18 protein-coding genes and 1 tRNA gene are annotated in these 18,842 nt (G+C 60.8%); 15 read left to right on the top strand and 4 right to left on the bottom strand.

Annotated elements, in window-relative coordinates:
- Positions 1-6: 6 nt before the first annotated feature.
- On the top strand, positions 7-915 hold the full coding sequence (alsK, locus tag C3F38_RS22960; RefSeq protein WP_047729920.1) for an allose kinase: 909 nt from the start codon (positions 7-9) through the stop codon (positions 913-915).
- Positions 912-1,838 (top strand): ribokinase, encoded by a 927-nt coding sequence (gene rbsK, locus C3F38_RS22955; protein WP_047729921.1) that lies wholly within the window; start codon positions 912-914, stop codon positions 1,836-1,838. The genes alsK and rbsK overlap by 4 nt, the downstream gene beginning before the upstream one ends.
- A gap of 32 nt (positions 1,839-1,870) precedes the next feature.
- Here the strand turns inward: rbsK and C3F38_RS22950 are convergent, their stop codons facing one another.
- Complete coding sequence (locus C3F38_RS22950; protein WP_025304127.1) at positions 1,871-2,479, bottom strand: HD family hydrolase; 609 nt, start codon at positions 2,477-2,479, stop codon at positions 1,871-1,873.
- Positions 2,480-2,662: 183 nt separating this feature from the next.
- Between C3F38_RS22950 and C3F38_RS22945 the strand changes: the two genes are divergently transcribed.
- Both C3F38_RS22945 and C3F38_RS22940 read left to right on the top strand, forming a co-directional pair.
- Positions 2,663-3,337 carry a hemolysin III family protein gene (locus C3F38_RS22945; RefSeq protein ID WP_038871224.1) on the top strand — a complete coding sequence of 225 codons (675 nt, stop codon included), beginning with the start codon at positions 2,663-2,665 and terminating at the stop codon, positions 3,335-3,337.
- Positions 3,338-3,487: 150 nt separating this feature from the next.
- Positions 3,488-3,985: a DUF2165 family protein gene (locus C3F38_RS22940; protein WP_038871226.1), complete on the top strand. Its 498-nt coding sequence runs from the start codon at positions 3,488-3,490 to the stop codon at positions 3,983-3,985.
- 38 nt (positions 3,986-4,023) lie between these two features.
- Here C3F38_RS22940 and ygfZ read toward each other — a convergent pair whose 3' ends face one another.
- Complete coding sequence (gene ygfZ, locus C3F38_RS22935) at positions 4,024-5,016, bottom strand: tRNA-modifying protein YgfZ (RefSeq protein ID WP_047729922.1); 993 nt, start codon at positions 5,014-5,016, stop codon at positions 4,024-4,026.
- A 320-nt stretch (positions 5,017-5,336) separates the two neighbouring features.
- On the opposite strand from ygfZ, the gene sdhE reads away from it, so the two are divergent.
- The 5 genes from sdhE to creD all read left to right on the top strand — a co-directional run bounded on the left by sdhE (position 5,337) and on the right by creD (position 9,561).
- Positions 5,337-5,603 carry an FAD assembly factor SdhE gene (gene sdhE, locus C3F38_RS22930; RefSeq protein WP_019455657.1) on the top strand — a complete coding sequence of 89 codons (267 nt, stop codon included), beginning with the start codon at positions 5,337-5,339 and terminating at the stop codon, positions 5,601-5,603.
- Positions 5,584-6,006 carry a protein YgfX gene (locus C3F38_RS22925; RefSeq protein ID WP_047729923.1) on the top strand — a complete coding sequence of 141 codons (423 nt, stop codon included), beginning with the start codon at positions 5,584-5,586 and terminating at the stop codon, positions 6,004-6,006. The genes sdhE and C3F38_RS22925 overlap by 20 nt, the downstream gene beginning before the upstream one ends.
- Positions 6,006-6,701 (top strand): two-component system response regulator CreB, encoded by a 696-nt coding sequence (gene creB, locus C3F38_RS22920; protein ID WP_055316660.1) that lies wholly within the window; start codon positions 6,006-6,008, stop codon positions 6,699-6,701. Before C3F38_RS22925 ends, creB begins: the two co-directional genes overlap by 1 nt.
- The gene (gene creC / locus C3F38_RS22915) at positions 6,698-8,116 is read left to right on the top strand and encodes a two-component system sensor histidine kinase CreC (RefSeq protein ID WP_055316662.1); all 1,419 of its coding nucleotides are present in this window, start codon (positions 6,698-6,700) and stop codon (positions 8,114-8,116) included. The genes creB and creC overlap by 4 nt, the downstream gene beginning before the upstream one ends.
- 80 nt (positions 8,117-8,196) lie before the next feature.
- Entirely contained in the window at positions 8,197-9,561 is a 1,365-nt protein-coding gene (creD, locus tag C3F38_RS22910) for a cell envelope integrity protein CreD (RefSeq protein ID WP_047729926.1), read from the top strand.
- A gap of 36 nt (positions 9,562-9,597) precedes the next feature.
- On the opposite strand, the gene fldB is transcribed toward creD, so the two are convergent.
- Entirely contained in the window at positions 9,598-10,116 is a 519-nt protein-coding gene (fldB, locus tag C3F38_RS22905) for a flavodoxin FldB (RefSeq protein ID WP_038871234.1), read from the bottom strand.
- Positions 10,117-10,222: 106 nt separating this feature from the next.
- Between fldB and xerD the strand changes: the two genes are divergently transcribed.
- From xerD to C3F38_RS22875, 6 genes are all read left to right on the top strand, one after another.
- Complete coding sequence (xerD, locus tag C3F38_RS22900) at positions 10,223-11,122, top strand: site-specific tyrosine recombinase XerD (RefSeq protein ID WP_038871248.1); 900 nt, start codon at positions 10,223-10,225, stop codon at positions 11,120-11,122.
- Positions 11,123-11,148: 26 nt separating this feature from the next.
- Complete coding sequence (gene dsbC, locus C3F38_RS22895; protein ID WP_038871236.1) at positions 11,149-11,865, top strand: bifunctional protein-disulfide isomerase/oxidoreductase DsbC; 717 nt, start codon at positions 11,149-11,151, stop codon at positions 11,863-11,865.
- 6 nt (positions 11,866-11,871) lie between these two features.
- Positions 11,872-13,605: a single-stranded-DNA-specific exonuclease RecJ gene (recJ, locus tag C3F38_RS22890; RefSeq protein WP_055316664.1), complete on the top strand. Its 1,734-nt coding sequence runs from the start codon at positions 11,872-11,874 to the stop codon at positions 13,603-13,605.
- Positions 13,606-13,771: 166 nt separating this feature from the next.
- A protein-coding gene (gene prfB, locus C3F38_RS22885) for a peptide chain release factor 2 (protein WP_096242572.1) occupies positions 13,772-14,870 on the top strand; the annotation gives its coding sequence in 2 pieces (ribosomal slippage) (positions 13,772-13,846 and positions 13,848-14,870; 1,098 coding nt in all).
- Positions 14,871-14,879: 9 nt separating this feature from the next.
- Positions 14,880-16,397 (top strand): lysine--tRNA ligase, encoded by a 1,518-nt coding sequence (gene lysS, locus C3F38_RS22880; protein ID WP_033649459.1) that lies wholly within the window; start codon positions 14,880-14,882, stop codon positions 16,395-16,397.
- Positions 16,398-16,544: 147 nt separating this feature from the next.
- Positions 16,545-16,618 (top strand) — tRNA-Gly (locus C3F38_RS22875).
- Between the two features lie 167 nt (positions 16,619-16,785).
- Here the strand turns inward: C3F38_RS22875 and C3F38_RS22870 are convergent.
- On the bottom strand, positions 16,786-18,783 hold the full coding sequence (locus tag C3F38_RS22870; protein WP_047729946.1) for a choline BCCT transporter BetT: 1,998 nt from the start codon (positions 18,781-18,783) through the stop codon (positions 16,786-16,788).
- Between the last annotated feature and the right edge of the window lie 59 nt (positions 18,784-18,842).

Genomic DNA, 18,842 nt, shown 5'->3' with positions numbered 1-18,842 from the left:
GGGGACATGATGCGGCATTTTCTTGGCGTAGACGTCGGCGGCACCAATACCCGCCTGCTGTTGATGGATGATGACGGCGAGTTCAGCGGGTACCGCAAGGTAGCGACCGCCGATTGGGCACGGCAGGCCGATCCGTTGGTGGCGTTGGGCCGCCTGATCGCCGGGCATTGCAAGGATCGTCAGGTGGCGCAGGTGATGCTCGGGCTGCCGGGGATCCTCAGCCGCGATCGTTCGCGGGTGCTGTCGCTGCCGTTCATTCCGGCGCTGGACGCCCAGCCGGTGGCGGCGCTGTTGGCCGATGCGCTGGCGCTGCCGGTGCGGATGGATAAAGACGTCAATCACCTGCTGTGGTGGGACTTGCAGCAGCTGCCGGCGCTGCCGCAGGTGGCGGTGGGGCTGTATCTGGGCACCGGCATGGGCAACAGCCTGTGGCTGAACGGCGACTTTTATCACGGGGCGCACGGTGCCGCCGGTGAGCTGGGGCACATTCCCTGGCCGGGCCATCAGGGCGAGTGCCCGTGCGGTAAACGGGGCTGCGTCGAGAGCCTGACCTCCGGTCACTGGCTGACCGGCTGGGCGCGCGCCAACGCGGCGCAAACGCCGTTCGAACGGCTGTTCGAACGCCACGGCGAACATCCGGATCTGCGGCGCTTCGTCGAACGATTGGCGCAGACCATCGCCATCGAAATGAACGTGCTCGATCCCCAGCAGCTGATCCTGGGCGGCGGCGTGATCGCCATGAGCGGTTTCCCGTTGGCGCGCCTTGAGCAAGCGATCCGCCGCCATTTGCGCGGGCCGCAGCCGGCGCAGGGGCTGGCGATCTCCATCAGCCGCCTGACCGATGAAACCGGCAGCAAAGGCGCCTGCCTGGCCGCCCGGCGCCACCTCCAATTGAGCAGGGAGTACCCGCAATGAAAGGCAAAGTCTGCGTGTTCGGTTCGTTCAACCTGGATATCGTCGCCGGCATGGCGCGCTTTCCGCAGCCCGGTGAATCGCTGATCGCCCGCAACAGCATGATGGGCGCGGGCGGTAAGGGCGCCAACCAGGCCACCGCTGCGCTGCGCGCCGGGGCAAGGGTGCATTATATCGGCAAGGTGGGGCGCGATGACTTCGGCACCTTCGCCCGGCGCCACCTCGCCACCGCCGGTTTCGATGCGGTGACGCTGTTCTCGACCGGCGATTGCCCGACCGGCAATGCGCTTATCTACGTTGCCGGCGAGGAGGCGGAGAACATGATCGCCGTCGATCCCGGCGCCAACCTGACGGTCAGCGAAGACGAGGTGCGCCAGTGCCGCCCGGCGATCGCCGCGGCGGACATTCTGTTGACCCAGCTGGAGAACAATCTGCCGGCGATTGAGCAGGTGATCGCCATCGCCCGCGAGGCGCAGACGTTCATCATCCTCAACCCGGCGCCGTTTCAGCCGGTGCCGGACAGCCTGCTGGCACAGGTCGATATGCTGACGCCCAACGCCACCGAGTGTACGTTGCTGACCGGCGTGCCGGTGCGGGATGTGGCTTCGGCGCGCCAGGCGGCGCAGGTGCTGCATGCCAAAGGCATTCGCTTACTGATCGTGACCTTGGGCACGCAGGGGGCGTTGTTCTCGGACGGGGAAAACAGCGAGCTGATCCCGGCGTTTCCAGCGCAGCCGAAAGACACCACCGGCGCGGGCGATGCGTTTAACGGCGCCCTGGCGGCGCAGCTGGCGAATCAGGTGCCGTTAGCCGATGCGGTGCGCTTCGCCGCCGCCTATGCGGCGGTCTGCGTGGAGCGCGCCGGGGCGGCGGGATCGATGCCGAGCTATGAGGAGGCGTTGGAACGCCAGCGGGCGTTCGCTTGACGTTGAAGGGCTGCTGCGGCAGCCCGGTTCACTTACTTCAACCAGCCTTTGCGCTGCGCATCCCGCAGGTGTTGCTCCATGTGGTGCCACAGCTCGGGGTGCACGTCGGCGATCGATGCATTGCGCGCCAGCACCTGCTCCAGGCTGATGCCGTTCTCTACCCAGCTCTGGCCTTCATTGTGCAGGTTCATCAGCATCGGCATGGTGCGATCCAGCAGCAAAGCGAAGCGCGCATCGGCGCTTTCGCCATCTTCATATTCCTGCCATAAAGCGGTGAAATACTCGCGCTGAGCCTCCGGCAACATGCCGAACAGACGGCGCGCCGCCGCCACTTCCTGATCGTGGATTGCCGCGCGGGCCGCCAGATCGTAGACCAGCACGTCGCCGGCGTCGATTTCCACGATGTCATGCAGCAGCGCCATCTGGATCACGCGCTGAATGTCTACGTCATCACCGGCGTAGGGCGCCAGGCTCATGGCGGCGATGGCGAAATGCCAACTGTGTTCGGCGGAGTTTTCCTGGCGCTGGGTACCCAGCACTTTGGTGCGGCGTTGCACGCCTTTCAACTTATCGATTTCCATCAGGAACTGGATGACCTGGGTCATTGAGCCGAAATCTAACGCGGGTACAGCGGATGACATGGTGTAAACCTCAAGGTGGGTGGGTTGAAGCCTGACGATTGTAGACCACCGGACGGGCGATTTCGATGGTTACACGCGTTCACATTTTTATTTTAGCGTACACGTGTACACTGGAATTATTCTCAGTTAAGCTGCTTTGCGTTAATTTCGCACAAAGCAGGGCATTTTGAGGGGTTACGCGTTATGGGGAAAACGGACGTAGTGAAAGCCGGGAACAATAAGATTGTCGCCGCGGCTTATCCGTGGGCGGAAGAGATCGCCAACAGCATCAGCCACGGCATCGGGCTGGTGTTCGGTATCGTCGGCCTGGTGTTGCTGCTGGTGCAGGCGGTGAATACCGGCGCGGATGCGACGGCCATCACCAGTTACAGCCTGTACGGCGGCAGCATGATCCTGCTGTTTCTCGCTTCCACGTTGTACCATGCGATTCCGCATCAGAAGGCCAAGCATTGGCTGAAAAAATTTGACCACTGCGCCATTTATCTCCTGATTGCCGGGACTTATACCCCGTTTTTGCTGGTGGGGCTGGATTCGCCGCTGGCGAAGGGCCTGATGGCGGTAATCTGGGGGTTGGCGCTGCTGGGCGTGCTGTTCAAGCTGGCCTTCGCCCACCGTTTTGAAGCCCTGTCGCTGGTGACCTACCTGACGATGGGCTGGCTGTCGCTGATCGTGATTTATCAGCTGGTTACGCGGCTGGAGGCCGGCGGCGTCACGCTGCTGGCGATAGGCGGGGTGGTCTATACCCTGGGGGTGATTTTCTACGCCTCCAAGCGCATCCGCTTTGGCCACGCCATCTGGCACGCCTTTGTGCTCGGCGGCAGCGCCTGCCATTTCATGGCGATCTACCTGTACGTCTAAGCGTTGCCGCTACGTCTGAATGCGTATTGAACAGGCGCCTCTTTTGTTTTAAAAAAGAGGCGCTTGCTTCTTTCGGGTATCCAGCAAGCCCGTTCTTTCATTTCTGAGCCCGCATACTCTTTCTCTTAACTTTGTTCAGGACTCATCACGATGATCGTTCGCTTATCCAAAGCGCTGCTGGTCTGCGCTATCGCTTTGTTCGCTTCGCTGGTGGCCTTCGGCAATATCACCGATTACGGCTCCAACTTCGCCTTCGTGCGCCACGTCTTTATGATGGACACCATTTTCCCCGACGCCACCATCGGCTACCGTTCTATACAAACGCCGTGGCTGCATCACGCCGGCTATATTTTCATCATTGCGCTGGAGAGCCTGACCGCGCTGCTGTGCTGGATCGGCGGTCTGCGTCTGTTGAGCGGCCTGAAACTGCCCGCTAAAGCCTTCAACGGCCGGAAAAAACTGGCGGTAGTGGGGCTGACGCTGGGTTTCCTCACCTGGCAGGTCGGCTTTATGTCGATTGGGGGAGAGTGGTTCGGCATGTGGATGTCGAAACAATGGAACGGCGTGCCCGATGCGTTTCGCTTTTTCATCACCATCATCCTGGTGCTGATCTATCTGGTGCAGCGCGACGGGGAGTTGGACGAGTAACGAAGACGGCCGCAGGCAGGGCGCCTGCGGCCGATGGATTATTTCTCTTCGGCCAGCGAGTACGGCAAGGGTTTGATCGCCAGCTGGCTGGCGGCATCGTCGCGCACCCGCAGCTTGCTGTCGGCGTCCAAATCGTTGTTCATCACCACCTGTACCCACAGCGTGCCGTCGGCCAGTTGGCTCGACGCCAGTACGGTGCCGGTGCGGCGCCAGTTTTCACCCAGCTGCAGCTCCAGATCTTCCGCCGCCTGCGGGGCGCGGGCCGCCTTACCTTCCAGCCAGTAGAGCGCACGCTTGTTGGCGCCGCGGAATTTGGCGCGCGCCACCATCTCCTGACCGGTATAGCAGCCCTTGCTGAAGCTGATGCCTTCCAGCGCCTGCAGGTTGGTGGCCTGCGGGATCAGCTGCGCGCTGTTGGCGGCGTCGATAACCGGATAGCCGGCTTCGATCTCCAGCGCCAGCCATTGGCCGCTGTCATTCAGCTCCGCCTGGTCATGCAGCTTGCCGATCAGCTGTTCGGCCACGGCAGGGCGGGTCACCAGCAGAAAACGTTCCGCCGGCGCATTGAAGTGCAGAATCGTGGTCTCGCCGTCCTGCACCACCGGGTGTTCGGCATCCGGCAGCGTAGCGAACCGGCCCGCCAACGCGGCGCGCGCCTGGAAACCGGCGACGCCCAGCAACACCGCATCGTTATCGGCGGCGATGGTGACTTTGGAGAACACCGCGTATTTTTTGATTTCAGCCAGTTGGCTGTCCAGCACGCTGCGGCGTTCCAGATAGGCGAAGCCTTCACCACGGTGGAACAGACGCAGGTTGCTCCACATTTTGCCCTTGGCGTCGCAGTGGGCGCACAGCACGTGCCGATCGGCCGCCAGCGCGTCGATGTCCGCCGTCACCTGGCCCTGGAGATACTTCACCGTGTCCGGCCCGTTTAACGTCACCAGCGCCCAATCTTCCAGCGAGATCAGCGTCAGGGGCAGATGGGTGGAAGCGGAGGGCTGACGGGGTGGGAATGGAATGTTATGCGCCATAGTAAGTTCCTGCTCAACGTTTAGCTTACCTGAAGGGTATTGAACCCATGGTAAAAGAGGCGGCGGGCTTTGCAAACTGTTATTCGCGCCGTGGCGCCGGGGTGCGCTTTTTTTGGCATTTTGCGCTTTATTACGTTTTCCGCAGCAAAGCGCCTTCCCGGCGTGTATGTCAAATTGTTACTCTATAGGCTTGCGGCCTGGGCACCCTTGCAGACAGATCCCCGGCTGATGGAATTATATTGCGACGGCGTTGCCATACAGTGTGTCATTTGAACCCTGCGCTGGCGCTGCCGCGCTGAAAAGAGGTGAGTCATAACAACATGGATATTAACAACAAAGCACGTATTCACTGGGCTTGCCGCCGTGGCATGCGCGAGCTGGACATCTCCATCATGCCGTTCTTCGAATACGAATACGACAGCCTGAATGACGCGGACAAGGCGTTGTTCATCCGCCTGCTGGAGTGCGACGATCCCGATTTGTTCAACTGGCTGATGAATCATGGCGCGCCGCAGGACAGCGAGCTGCAGAGAATGGTGACCCTGATCCAAACGCGAAATAAAGACCGTGGCCCAGTGGCGATGTGATATCCGCATTTCCTGGCGCACTCAGCTGTTTTCCCTGTTGACCCACGGCGTTCTGATCCTGCTGATCCTGATTTCGCCCTGGCCGGAAGGCTTTGGTCCGCTCTGGCTGGTGCTGCTGACGCTGGTGGTGTTTCAGTGCATTCGCAGCCAGAAGCGCATCGCCGCGGTGCAGGGCGAGCTGCGGCTGTTGGCGGACCGGCGCTTCAGCTGGCACGGCCGCGAGTGGCGGCTGGCGAAAAAACCGTGGATGCCGGGTTACGGCATGCTGCTGACGCTGCAGCCGACGGAGGGCAAAAAGCGCCGCCGGCTGTGGCTGGCTTCCGACTGCATGAGCAAAGAGGAGTGGCGCCACCTGCGGCAGCTGTTGCTGTATCCGCCGGTGGGTGACGGCGAGGAGGCCTGATGAAACCCGTACTCTGGTTGGTGGAGGATGAACCCAGCATTGCCGATACGCTGGTTTACACGCTGGAGAGCGAAGGCTTCGAAGTCCGCTGGTTCGAACGCGCGGAACCGGCGCTGCAGGCGCTGGCGCAAGGCGCGCCCGCGCTCGCTATCCTCGATGTCGGTTTGCCGGATATCAACGGCTTTGAATTGTGTCGCCGCCTGCTGGCTCAGGCGGCCGACCTGCCGATTCTGTTTCTTACCGCCCGCAGTGATGAAGTGGATCGCCTGATCGGGCTGGAGATCGGCGCCGACGACTATGTCGCCAAGCCGTTCTCCCCTCGCGAGGTTAGCGCCCGGGTGCGCACCATTTTGCGCCGCCTGCATAAGCAGCAGCGCCTGCAACAGAGCACGCGCTACCATTTCGGCGCTTTCACGCTCGACGAAGACGCGGCCACCATCTCCTACCATCAGCGGCCGCTGCCGCTGACCCGTTACGAATACCTGCTGCTGAAAACGCTGCTGTTGGCGCCCGGACGGGTGTTCTCGCGGCAGCAACTGATGGAAAGCGTTTGGGCGCAGGCGGAAGAAAGCCTGGATCGCACCGTCGATACCCACATCAAAACGCTGCGCGCCAAGCTGCGTGCGGTGGAGCCCGGTGAACCGCCCATCCACACCCACCGCGGATTGGGCTACAGCGTGAGCCGCCAGCCATGAAAATTGGCCTGCGCCTGCTGCTGGGGTATTTTCTGATCGTGGCGGTGGCCGGGTATTTCGTGCTGAGCATTTTCGTCCAGGAAGTGAAGCCCGGCGTGCGGCGCGCTACCGAAGGCACGCTGGTGGACACCGCTAACCTGCTGGCGCAGATCGCCCGTCAGGACATGCAGCGCGGCGATGCGGCGCATGGTCAACTGGCGCAGGCGTTTACGCAGCTGAACCAGCGGCCGATCGGCGCCAATATCTCCGGCATCCGCAAGGATCGCAGCGAATACCACGTCTATCTTACCGATGCCCAGGGGCGAGTTATCTTCGATTCTGCCGGCCGCGCGCAGGGGCAGGACTATTCGCGCTGGAATGACGTTTATCGGACACTGCGCGGCCAGTACGGCGCCCGCAGTACCCGCAGCGACCCGCAGGATGAAAACAGTTCGGTGATGTATGTGGCCGCGCCGGTGATAGAACAAGGGCGTATTATCGGCGTGCTCACCGTGGGCAAACCCAACAGCACCATGGCGCCGGTGATCAAACGCAGTGAACGGCGCATTCTGTGGGCCGGCGCATTGCTGCTGGGGATCGCGCTGCTGATCGGGGCGGTATTCGTCTGGTGGATCACCCGTTCGATAGGCCGGCTGGTACGCTATGCCGACGGGGTGGCGCAGGGAGAAAACGCGCCGCTGCCCAAAGTGGGCGGCCGGGAACTGACGCAGCTGGCGCAGGCGCTGGAGAGCATGCGACTGAAGCTGGAAGGCAAAGCCTATATCGAACAGTATGCACATACCCTGACGCATGAGCTGAAAAGCCCGTTGGCGGCGATCAGGGGCGCGGCAGAGCTGTTGCAAGAGTTGCCGCCGCCGGAGACCGCCCGGCGTTTTCTCACCAATATCGAGCAGCAAAGCGCACGCATCCAGCAACTGGTGGACAAACTGCTGGTGCAGGCGCGGCTGGAGAGTCGGCCAGATATGGAGACCGCGCCCATCGCGATCGCGGCGCTGATCAGCCAGACGATGGCGGGCAAAGAGGCACAGGCGACGCAGCGCGGCGTCAGGTTACAATTGGAGGCGCTGGCAGAGGTGACGCTGAACGGCGATGCGTTGCTGATCAGCCAGGCGCTGACCAACCTGCTGGACAATGCGATCGACTTTACCCCGCCGGGCGGTTGCGTCAGCGTGCGAGGCGAACGGCGGGAACAGCATTACTGCATCAGCGTTTGCGATGACGGCAGCGGCATTCCGAACTATGCGCTCGATAAGGTGTTCGAACGCTTTTATTCGCTGCCGCGCGCCGAACGGCCGAAAAGCAGCGGGCTGGGGCTGAACTTCGTGCAGGAGGTCGCCCGTCTGCATCATGGCGGCATTCACCTGCGCAACCGTCGGCCGCACGGGGTGGAAGCGACGTTGATGTTATCGCTGTGACTTCACCTTCCCTTCACATAACCACATTCTGATTTCACCTGCGGGTTTTATCGTGGCCTCATTACCTATGAGGAGCGAGCATGATGAAATCGGTACTTTTCTGGAAAATAACCACGCTGCTGGGATTGATGGTGGTGATGTTGATCCCCATCGCCCAACTGATGAGCGTGATCGACGAACGCAGCGGCTATCGGCAAAACGTGGTCGGGCAGGTAAGCGAAAGCACCAGCGGGGCGCAGCGCGTGCTCGGCCCGTTGATTGTCATTCCCTACGTCGAACGAGAAGAGAAGAAAGACGAGAAAGGACAAACGGTAGTGCAGCGGGTGCAGCATTACCGCTATTTGCTGCCGGAGTCGCTTCAGGTGCTGGGGGCGCCGAAAGTAGAGGTGCGTAAACTGGGCATTTATCAGACGCAGGTTTACCAGGGGCCGCTGAACTTCAAGGTGCGTTTCGGCCAGCCGGAACTGGCGGATTTGCAACGTGCCAACGTGACCCTCGGCCAGCCGTTCCTGCTGGTGGCGCTGAGCGACTCTCGCGGCATCAAGAGCATTTCTCCTCTGGAAATACCGCAGCCGGTGGCGTTTGAACCGGGCACCGGCGTGGGATCGTTGCGCCAAGGGATCCACGCACCGTTGACGCTGGCGGCGCTGCAACAAAAAGAGGGGCTGAACGCCGACTTCACCCTGACGCTGGCGGGCACCAGCAGCCTGTCGCTGGTGCCGCTGGGGCGCAGCAGCGAATTGCAGCTGCAAAGCAACTGGCCGCACCCGAATTTCCTCGGCAACTTCCTGCCGGACGAACGCAGGGTGACGGAGCAGGGGTTTAGCGCTCGCTGGCGCAGCACCTGGTTCGCCAACAATATCAACAGTGCGTTCCATTACGACGATGGCATTATCGACGAGGACAAGCTGCCGGCCTTCAGCGCCAGCCTGGTCGAACCGGTCGATCACTATCAGCTGGCCGAGCGCGCGGTCAAATACGCGCTGCTGTTTATCGGGCTGACGTTTATGGCGTTTTTCCTGTTCGAAACCCTGACCGGGCTGCGGGTGCACCCGATTCAGTATCTGCTGGTCGGCGCGGCGCTGGTGTTGTTCTACCTGATTCTGCTGGCCTTCTCCGAACACCTGGGATTCGCTCTCGCTTACCTGGCGGCCAGCATCGCCTGCAGCGGTCTGATCGGCTTCTATCTGAGCGCCGTACTGCGCGGCAAGCTGCGCGGTGCGCTGTTCGCCGCGAGCCTATTGCTGTTGTACGGCGTGCTCTATTTGCTGTTGCAGTCGGAGGACAACGCGTTGGTGCTGGGGGCAGGGCTGCTGTTCGCCATTCTGGCGGGCATTATGCTGTTGACGCGCAAGCTGGACTGGTATCAGGTGGCGGATCCGGCGCGGTTGGCCAAGGAGACGCCGGCCGGAGAAGACGAGCCACGCTTTCGTCTGTGGAAATAAGCGGGGAAATCGGGCGCGCTCAGCGCCCGACAGCGGCTACAGCAGCGGCTCCATCTCCAACAGGATCTGTTCGCACCATTGCTGCAGGCGCTCTTCGCTCAGATCGTATTGGTTGACCTCATCGAGCGCCAGGCCAACGAAGTGTTTGCCGTCGGCGCTCAGCGGCTTGGGGCTGGTGAACTCGAAGCCGTCGGTCGGCCAGAAGCCGACGAACTGTACGCCCAGCGGCGCGATCTGATCGTGCAGCATGCCCAGCGCGTCGAGGAACCACTCACCGTAACCGAGTTGATCGCCCATGCCGTACATGGCGACGATCTTGCCTTTCAGATCCAGCGCCGGCAGCTGCGGCCAGATCGCTTCCCAGTCTTCCTGCAGTTCGCCGAAATCCCAGGTCGGGATACCGAGGATCAGAATGGAATAGTCCTCCATCAGCTTGGGAGAGACGTCTTTCAGGTTGTGCAGGTCGACCAGGTCTTCACCCAGAATCTCACGGATTTTTTCTGCCGCCATCTCGGTGTAGCAGGTGCTGGAGCCGTAAAACAGACCAATCTTCATGTGTAAACCGTTACGTTGCTGTTTAGAGAATTGCAGCGAGTATACCTGATTTGCGTCGGCTTAAGGCATAATGGCGCGGGTGGAAATGCAACAAAGAGAGGACCGCGTGCAACAGCAAGACAATGCGCTGATTGAACAATTCCTGGATGCGCTGTGGCTTGAGCGCAATCTGGCGGAAAATACGCTGGCCTCCTACCGGCTGGATTTGCAGGCCCTGGGCACCTGGCTTGGCCATCAAAACACCGCCTTGCTGCAGGCGCAGGCGTTGGATCTGCAGGCCTTTCTCGCCGAGCGGGTGGAGGGCGGCTACAAGGCCACCAGCTCGGCGCGTTTGCTGAGCGCCATGCGCCGCCTGTTTCAGTACCTGTATCGCGAAAAACTGCGCGCCGACGATCCCACCGCGCAGCTGGCCTCTCCCAAACTGCCGCAGCGTTTGCCGAAGGATCTGAGCGAGGCGCAGGTCGATGCGCTGTTGCAGGCGCCCTGCGTCGATCAACCGCTGGAGCTGCGCGACAAGGCGATGCTCGAAGTGTTGTACGCCACCGGGCTGCGGGTTTCCGAACTGGTGGGGCTGAGCATCAGCGACGTCAGCCTGCGCCAGGGCGTGGTGCGGGTGATCGGCAAGGGCAACAAGGAGCGGCTGGTGCCGCTGGGCGAAGAGGCGGTCTACTGGATCGAAAATTATCTGGAACACGGCCGCCCGTGGCTGGTCAACGGCCAGACGCTGGATGTGTTGTTCCCCAGCACCCGTTGCCAGCAAATGACCCGACAGACGTTCTGGCATCGCATCAAACACTATGCCATCCTTGCGGGCATCGACAGCGAACGTCTGTCGCCGCACGTGTTGCGGCACGCGTTCGCCACCCATTTGCTGAACCATGGGGCCGATCTCCGTGTCGTACAGATGTTGTTAGGGCACAGCGATCTCTCGACCACGCAAATTTATACTCATGTAGCGACCGAACGACTGAAACAGCTACATCAACAGCATCACCCGCGCGCCTGAGCGGCGGGTTCGAAAGGATTGGAACAATGAAAAAAGGTTTAATGCTGCTCTCTCTGCTGGTGGCTTCGGTGACTGGTGCCGCCCATGCCGATGACGCGGCGATCAAAAAAGCGCTCGCCAGCCTGGGCATCCAGCAGGCGGACGTGCAGCCTTCGCCGGTTAACGGCCTGAAAACCGTGCTGACCGACAGCGGCGTGCTGTACGCCTCCGAAGACGGCAAGCACATCCTGCAGGGCCCGCTGTTCGACGTCAGCGGCAAAGAGCCGGTCAACGTGACCAACCAACTGCTGAGCAGCAAGATGGACGCGCTGAAAGATCAGATGATCGTCTACAAAGCGCCGAAAGAGAAACACGTGATCACCGTGTTCACCGATATCACCTGCGGTTACTGCCATAAGCTGCACCAGCAGATGAAAGAGTACAACGATCTGGGCATCACCGTGCGTTACCTGGCGTTCCCGCGTCAGGGGCTGGCTTCCCAGGCTGAGAAAGACATGAAGTCTATCTGGTGTACCGCCGACAAGGCCAAGGCGTTCGACGCCGCCATGAAGGGCGACGCCATCTCTCCGGCCACTTGCAAAACTGACATCAGCAAGCATTACGAGCTGGGCGTGCAGTTCGGCATTCAGGGCACGCCGGCGATCATTCTGGAAAACGGCATGATGATCCCGGGCTATCAGGGGCCAAAAGAGATGGCCGCCATGCTGGATGCGCACCAGGCCGCCACCAAAGCCGGTGGTTAATCGCCGGTGAGTATTAAAACGCAACTACGCCGCCGTCCGGCGGCGGACGACACGCATCTGCCCGCCAGTTTGCCGCCGCTGCTGCGCCGGCTTTACGCCCTGCGCGGCGTGCAGGGTGAGCAGGAGCTGGAGCGCGGCGTCAAGGGCATGCTGCCCTGGCAACAGCTGGACGGCATCGACGACGCCGTCAGCCTGCTGCAACAGGCGCTGGCCGACGGTCGCCGCATCATGGTGGTGGGCGATTTCGACGCCGACGGCGCCACCAGCACTGCGCTGGCGGTGCTGGCGCTGCGCAGCATGGGCGGCGCAACCGTCGACTATCTGGTGCCGAACCGCTTTGAAGACGGCTACGGCCTGAGCCCCGAAGTGGTGGAGCAGGCGGCGGCGCGCGGCGCGGAGCTGATCGTCACCGTCGATAACGGCATCTCCTCGCACGCCGGCGTCGACGTGGCGCACGCCAAGGGCATGCAGGTGCTGGTGACCGATCACCACCTGCCGGGCGAGACCCTGCCGGCGGCCGAAGCGATCGTCAATCCCAACCTGCGCGGCTGCGCCTTCCCGTCCAAATCGCTGGCCGGAGTGGGCGTCGCGTTCTACCTGATGTTGGCGCTGCGCGCCCGGCTGCGGGACAGCGGCTGGTTCGAACAGCGCGCGCTGGCGATGCCCAATCTGGCGGAACTGCTGGATCTGGTGGCGCTCGGCACCGTGGCCGACGTGGTGCCGCTGGACGCCAACAACCGCATTCTGGTGTATCAAGGGTTAAACCGCATCCGCGCCGGCAAATGCCGTCCGGGCATCCGCGCGCTGCTTGAGGTAGCCAACCGCGACGCCCGCCAGCTGGCGGCCAACGATCTCGGTTTCGCCCTCGGCCCGCGTCTCAATGCCGCCGGCAGGCTTGACGACATGTCGATCGGCGTGGCGCTGCTGCTGAGCGACGACATCGCGCAGGCGCGTATGCTGGCCAACGATCTCGACGCGTTGAACCAGACGCGACGCGAGATAGAGCAGGGCATGCAGGTGGAAGCCCTGCAGCTGTGCGACCAGTTGGAGCGCACCAGCACCGAGCTGCCTTACGGGCTGGCGATGTATCACCCGGAATGGCACCAGGGCGTGGTGGGTATCCTCGCTTCACGTATCAAAGAGCGTTTCCACCGTCCGGTGATCGCGTTCGCGCCGGCGGGTGACGGCATCCTGAAAGGCTCCGGCCGTTCGGTGCCCGGCCTGCACATGCGCGACGCCCTGGAGCGGCTGGATATGCTGAACCCCGGCCTGATGATGAAGTTCGGCGGCCACGCGATGGCGGCCGGGCTGTCGCTGGAAGAGGCCAGGTTCGACGAGTTCCGCCAGCGCTTCGGCGAGTTGGTGGGGGAATGGCTCGATCCGGCGATGCTGGAAGGGGTGATCTGGTCCGACGGCGAACTGGCGATGCAGGAGCTGTCGCTGACGACGGCGGAGCTGCTGCGCGAGGGCGGCCCGTGGGGCCAGGCGTTCCCGGAACCGACCTTTGACGGCAAATTCCGCATCCTGCAGCAGCGGCTGGTGGGCGAGAAACACCTGAAGCTGATGGTGGAACCGCTCGGCGGCGGCCCGCTGCTCGACGGCATCGCGTTCAACGTGGACACCACGCTGTGGCCGGACAGCAGCGTGCGCGAGGTCGAACTGGCCTACAAGCTCGACGTCAACGAGTTTCGCGGCAACCGCAACGTGCAGCTGCTGATCCAGCATCTTTGGCCGCGCTGAGGCGAAATTGAACACAATTCGGGGATTGGGCTCTCCAATCCCCTGCATCCTTCCCGATCGCCACAAAAACTGACCAACTCGCTATAAACTGCCGCCCGGATCCGTTAGAATTAGCGGTTCCAATGGCATTCCGCCATCGACGACATCAACGTAAAAGAACGAAACCATGTTTGAAATTAACCCGGTAAAAAACCGAATTCAGGACCTGTCCGAGCGGACTGCGGTTCTTAGGGGGTATCTTTGACTATGATGCCAAGAAGGAACGCCTAGAAGAGGTCAACGCCGAGCTGGAGCAGCCGGACGTTTGGAACGAGCCGGAGCGCGCGCAGGCGCTCGGCAAAGAGCGCGCCGCGCTGGAAGCCATCGTTGAAACCATCGATCAGCTGGAGCAGGGCGGCGAAGACGTCGGCGGGCTGCTGGAACTGGCGGTGGAAGCCGACGATGAAGAGACCTTCAACGAAGCGGTCGCCGAGCTGGATCAACTGATGAGCAAGCTGGATCAGTTGGAATTCCGCCGCATGTTCTCCGGCGAATACGACAGCGCCGACTGCTACCTGGATATCCAGGCCGGCTCCGGCGGCACCGAAGCGCAGGACTGGGCCAGCATGCTGCTGCGCATGTACCTTCGCTGGGCTGAAGCCAAGGGCTTCAAGACCGAAGTGATCGAAGAGTCCGACGGCGACGTCGCGGGCCTGAAGTCTGCCACCATCAAGATCATCGGCGACTACGCGTTCGGCTGGTTGCGCACTGAAACCGGCGTTCACCGCCTGGTGCGCAAGAGCCCGTTCGACTCCGGCGGCCGTCGCCACACCTCGTTCAGCTCGGTGTTCATCTACCCGGAAGTTGACGACGATATCGATATCGAAATCAACCCGGCGGATCTGCGTATCGACGTGTACCGCGCCTCCGGTGCGGGCGGTCAGCACGTCAACAAAACCGAATCCGCCGTACGTATTACTCACCTGCCAACCAACATCGTGGTGCAGTGCCAGAACGATCGTTCTCAGCATAAGAACAAGGATCAAGCGTTTAAACAGCTGCGAGCCAAGCTGTACGAGTTTGAGATGCAAAAGAAAAATGCTGATAAGCAGACGATGGAAGACAACAAGTCAGACATCGGCTGGGGCAGCCAAATCCGTTCTTACGTGCTGGATGACTCCCGCATCAAGGATTTGCGCACCAACGTCGAAACGCGTAACACGCAGGCCGTACTGGATGGCGACCTGGATAAATTCATTGAGGCAAGTTTGAAAGCCGGGTTATGAGGAATAGAAATGTCTGAACAACAAGTACAGGGCGCCGATCAGGCGCTGGATCTCAATAACGAACTGCAGTCCCGCCGCGAGAAACTGGCCGGCCTGCGCGAGAACGGCATTGCGTTCCCGAACGACTTCCGTCGTGACTCCACCTCCGACAAACTGCACGCCGCGTACGGCGATAAAGACAACGAAGAGCTGGAAGCGCTGGGCGTAGAAGTGACCGTCGCCGGCCGCATGATGACCCGCCGTATTATGGGCAAGGCATCCTTCGTCACGCTGCAGGACGTGGGCGGCCGCATTCAGCTGTACGTCGCGCGCGACGATCTGGCTGAAGGCGTATACAACGACCAGTTCAAGAAGTGGGACCTGGGCGATATCCTCGGCGCACGCGGCAAGCTGTTCAAAACCAAGACCGGCGAACTGTCGATCCACTGCACCGAGCTGCGTCTGCTGACCAAAGCGCTGCGCCCGCTGCCGGACAAATTCCACGGCCTGGCGGATCAGGAAACCCGTTACCGCCAGCGTTACCTGGACCTGATCGCCAACGAAGAATCGCGCAACACCTTCAAGGTGCGTTCTCAGGTGATGTCGGCTATCCGCAACTTCATGGTGGAACGCGGCTTCATGGAAGTCGAAACCCCGATGATGCAGGTGATCCCGGGCGGCGCGTCCGCGCGTCCGTTCATCACGCACCACAATGCGCTGGACATCGACATGTACCTGCGCATCGCGCCGGAACTGTATCTGAAGCGTCTGGTGGTCGGCGGCTTTGAGCGCGTGTTCGAAATCAACCGCAACTTCCGTAACGAAGGCGTTTCTCCGCGTCACAACCCAGAGTTCACCATGATGGAACTCTACATGGCTTACGCGGATTACAAAGACTTGATCGAGCTGACCGAGACGCTGTTCCGCACCCTGACCGAGAAAGTGCTGGGCACCTCTCAGGTGCAGTACGGTGACGAAGTGTTCGACTTCGGCAAGCCGTTCGAGAAGCTGACCATGACCGAGGCGATCAAGAAATACCGCCCGGAAACCGATCTGGCTGACCTGGCCGACATGGGCAAAGCGGTGGCCATCGCCGAATCCATCGGCATCAAGGTTGAGAAGAGCTGGGGCCTGGGCCGCGTCGTGACCGAGATCTTCGAAGAAGTGGCGGAAAGCCATCTGATTCAGCCGACCTTCATCACCGAGTACCCGGCTGAAGTGTCGCCGCTGGCGCGCCGCAACGACGTTAACCCGGAAATCACCGACCGCTTCGAGTTCTTCATCGGCGGCCGTGAAATCGGCAACGGCTTCTCCGAGCTGAACGACGCCGAAGACCAGGCACAGCGCTTTGCCGATCAGGTGAACGCCAAAGACGCCGGCGACGACGAAGCGATGTTCTACGACGAAGACTACGTCACCGCGCTGGAGCACGGCCTGCCGCCGACCGCCGGTCTGGGCATCGGTATCGACCGCATGGTGATGCTGTTCACCAACAGCCATACCATCCGCGATGTGATTCTGTTCCCGGCGATGCGCCCACAGAAATAATTCCGTTTAGCGTGAAACCACCGGTGCAGGCAACTGCGCCGGTTTTTTTTCGCCCACCGGACTTAACCGCTTAAAACATCGACAGTTACGCGCCATCTCCGCTTGCCCGCCGCCGATAACCGGTTATAATGCCTGTCGCACACCGATGCGGGTGTAGTTCAATGGTAGAACGGCAGCTTCCCAAGCTGCATACGAGGGTTCGATTCCCTTCACCCGCTCCAGTACTTCCTCCTGAAAACATCCTGATTCTCCGAAAGATTACCCCAACCCAATCCTTTGCCCCTGTAAGCGTTATCACTGGTTGTCCGCCATCCCACCAGCATCATCAGCGCCGTGGTGAGGAAAGCGGGGCAAAAAAATGCCGCCCCTGGGGACGGCATGTCGCTCTTTAGCGCACCAGATGCAAGAAATGCAGGTGCTTTTCGTACTGGTCGAGAATATCGTTGATCAACTGCTCCTGATTCCAGCCCATGACATCGTAGTTCTGGCCGCCTTCTTTCAGGTAGATCTCCGCGCGATAATACTTGTGCTGCTCGGCTTGCTGTTCATCGTTATCCAGCCCGGCCAGAGCGAACGTCGGCGAACTGTAGCCGCGCAGTCTGACTTCATAGATAAAGTTAAGCTCATCGCCCAAATCGACCTCGAAACGAATGCGGTCTTCCGCAGTGGCGTTGATGCTGCTGAGCGTGTTTTGTTTACTCAGCTCTTCCTGCACCAGCGTCATGGCCGGTTGGATAACCTCATCCATAAAGCGCTTAACCAGCGAGCGTTTTGGCAGATAGGCGATATTGCGCAGCCTGCGCTGCCAGGGAATGGGGTTGCGGGCGGCGGTGGGGGCGATGGTGGCCATATTTTGGCTGTCGCGTTTCGTCAGGTCGCGGCGCAGCGCTTTAAGCAAGCCGTAAATGGATATCAGCAAGATGGCCGAGAACGGCAATGCGCTGGCGATGGTGACGGTTTGCAGCGCGCTGAGCCCCCCGGCGATCAGCAAGGCGATGGCGACGATGCCCATCAGCGACGCCCAGAAAATGCGTTGCCAAACCGGCGTGTTGCTGGAGCCGCCCGAAGCCAGCGTATCTACGACCATGGCGCCGGAATCGGCGGACGTGACAAAAAAGACGATAACCATCGCCATGGCGATAAACGAAAGCACGCTGGAGAACGGGAAATGCTCCAGGAAGTTAAACAACGCCAACGCCACGTCTTGCTGCACCGTAGTGGCGAGGTCTGTCGCACCCTGTTCCATAATGAGGTAAATGGCGCTGTTGCCGAACACCGTCATCCACATGAGGGTGAAGCCGGCCGGGACGAACAGCACGCCCGTGACAAATTCGCGGATGGTTCGGCCGCGGGAAACCCGAGCGATGAACATACCGACGAAAGGCGACCAGGAGAGCCACCACCCCCAGTAGAGCAGCGTCCATCCGCCTAACCAGTTGCTGGATTTTGGCTCGTAGGCATACAGGTTGAACGTCTTGCTGACCAGCTCGGACAGGTAGCCGCCGGTATTTTCCACAAAGGATTTCAACAGCAGGACGGTTGGCCCCAACAGCAAGACCAAGGCCAGGAGCAACAGCGCCAGGCCGAGGTTCAGCTCTGACAGAAAGCGTATGCCTTTCTCCAGCCCTGAAACCACCGAAATGGTGGCCAGCCCGGTAATTACCACGATCAAGATCACCTGAACGGTTTCGTTGATCGGCACGCCAAACAGGTGGTTAAGCCCGGCGTTGACCTGCAACACGCCATAACCCAGCGAGGTTGCGACCCCGAACACGGTGCCGATGACGGCGAAGATATCGACGGCGTGGCCGATAGGGCCATAAATACGTTCGCCGATGATCGGATAAAGCGCAGAGCGCAGAGTCAACGGCAGGCCATGCCGATAGCTGAAGAAGGCCAGAATCAACGCCACGATGGCGTAGATCGCCCAGGCGTGCAGCCCCCAGTGGAAAAAGGTCAGGCGCATGGCCTGTTTGGCCGCCTCGACGCTCTCGGGCGTGCCGACCGGTGGCGAGAGATAGTGCATCACCGGTTCTGCCACGCCGAAGAACATCAGGCCGATGCCCATCCCCGCTGAAAACAGCATGGCAAACCATGAGTGGTAGCGAAAATCGGGTTGCGCATGATCGGGGCCAAGTTTGATGTCGCCGTAGCGGGAAAGCCCCAGAAACGTCACGCTGAGCAAAATCAGCGCCACGGCCAAAATATAAAACCAGCTGGCGTTGGTGAAAATTTGTTGCTGCAGAAGCTTGAAGTTCTTGTCAGCGACGTCGGGGAAAAAGGCGGCGAACGCGACCAAAAGAAAAATGAGGACTGCAGAGGTGAAAAATACCGCTTTGTTGATATGGCTTTGCGGCTTTTTTAGGGGGGTGTCTTTCTCACTCATAAATTAATTTATTCCATTTGTTTGATTATCGCCCTGAATGGAGGAGAGGTGTAACCTGT

Origin of the sequence: Serratia sp. SSNIH1 (genome assembly GCF_002935055.1) — a bacterium.
In the GTDB taxonomy this organism is placed as follows: Bacteria; Pseudomonadota; Gammaproteobacteria; order Enterobacterales; family Enterobacteriaceae; genus Serratia; species Serratia nevei.
The sequence above is the reverse complement of the archived record's forward strand: the minus strand, read 5'-3'. Positions and strand labels throughout refer to the sequence as shown.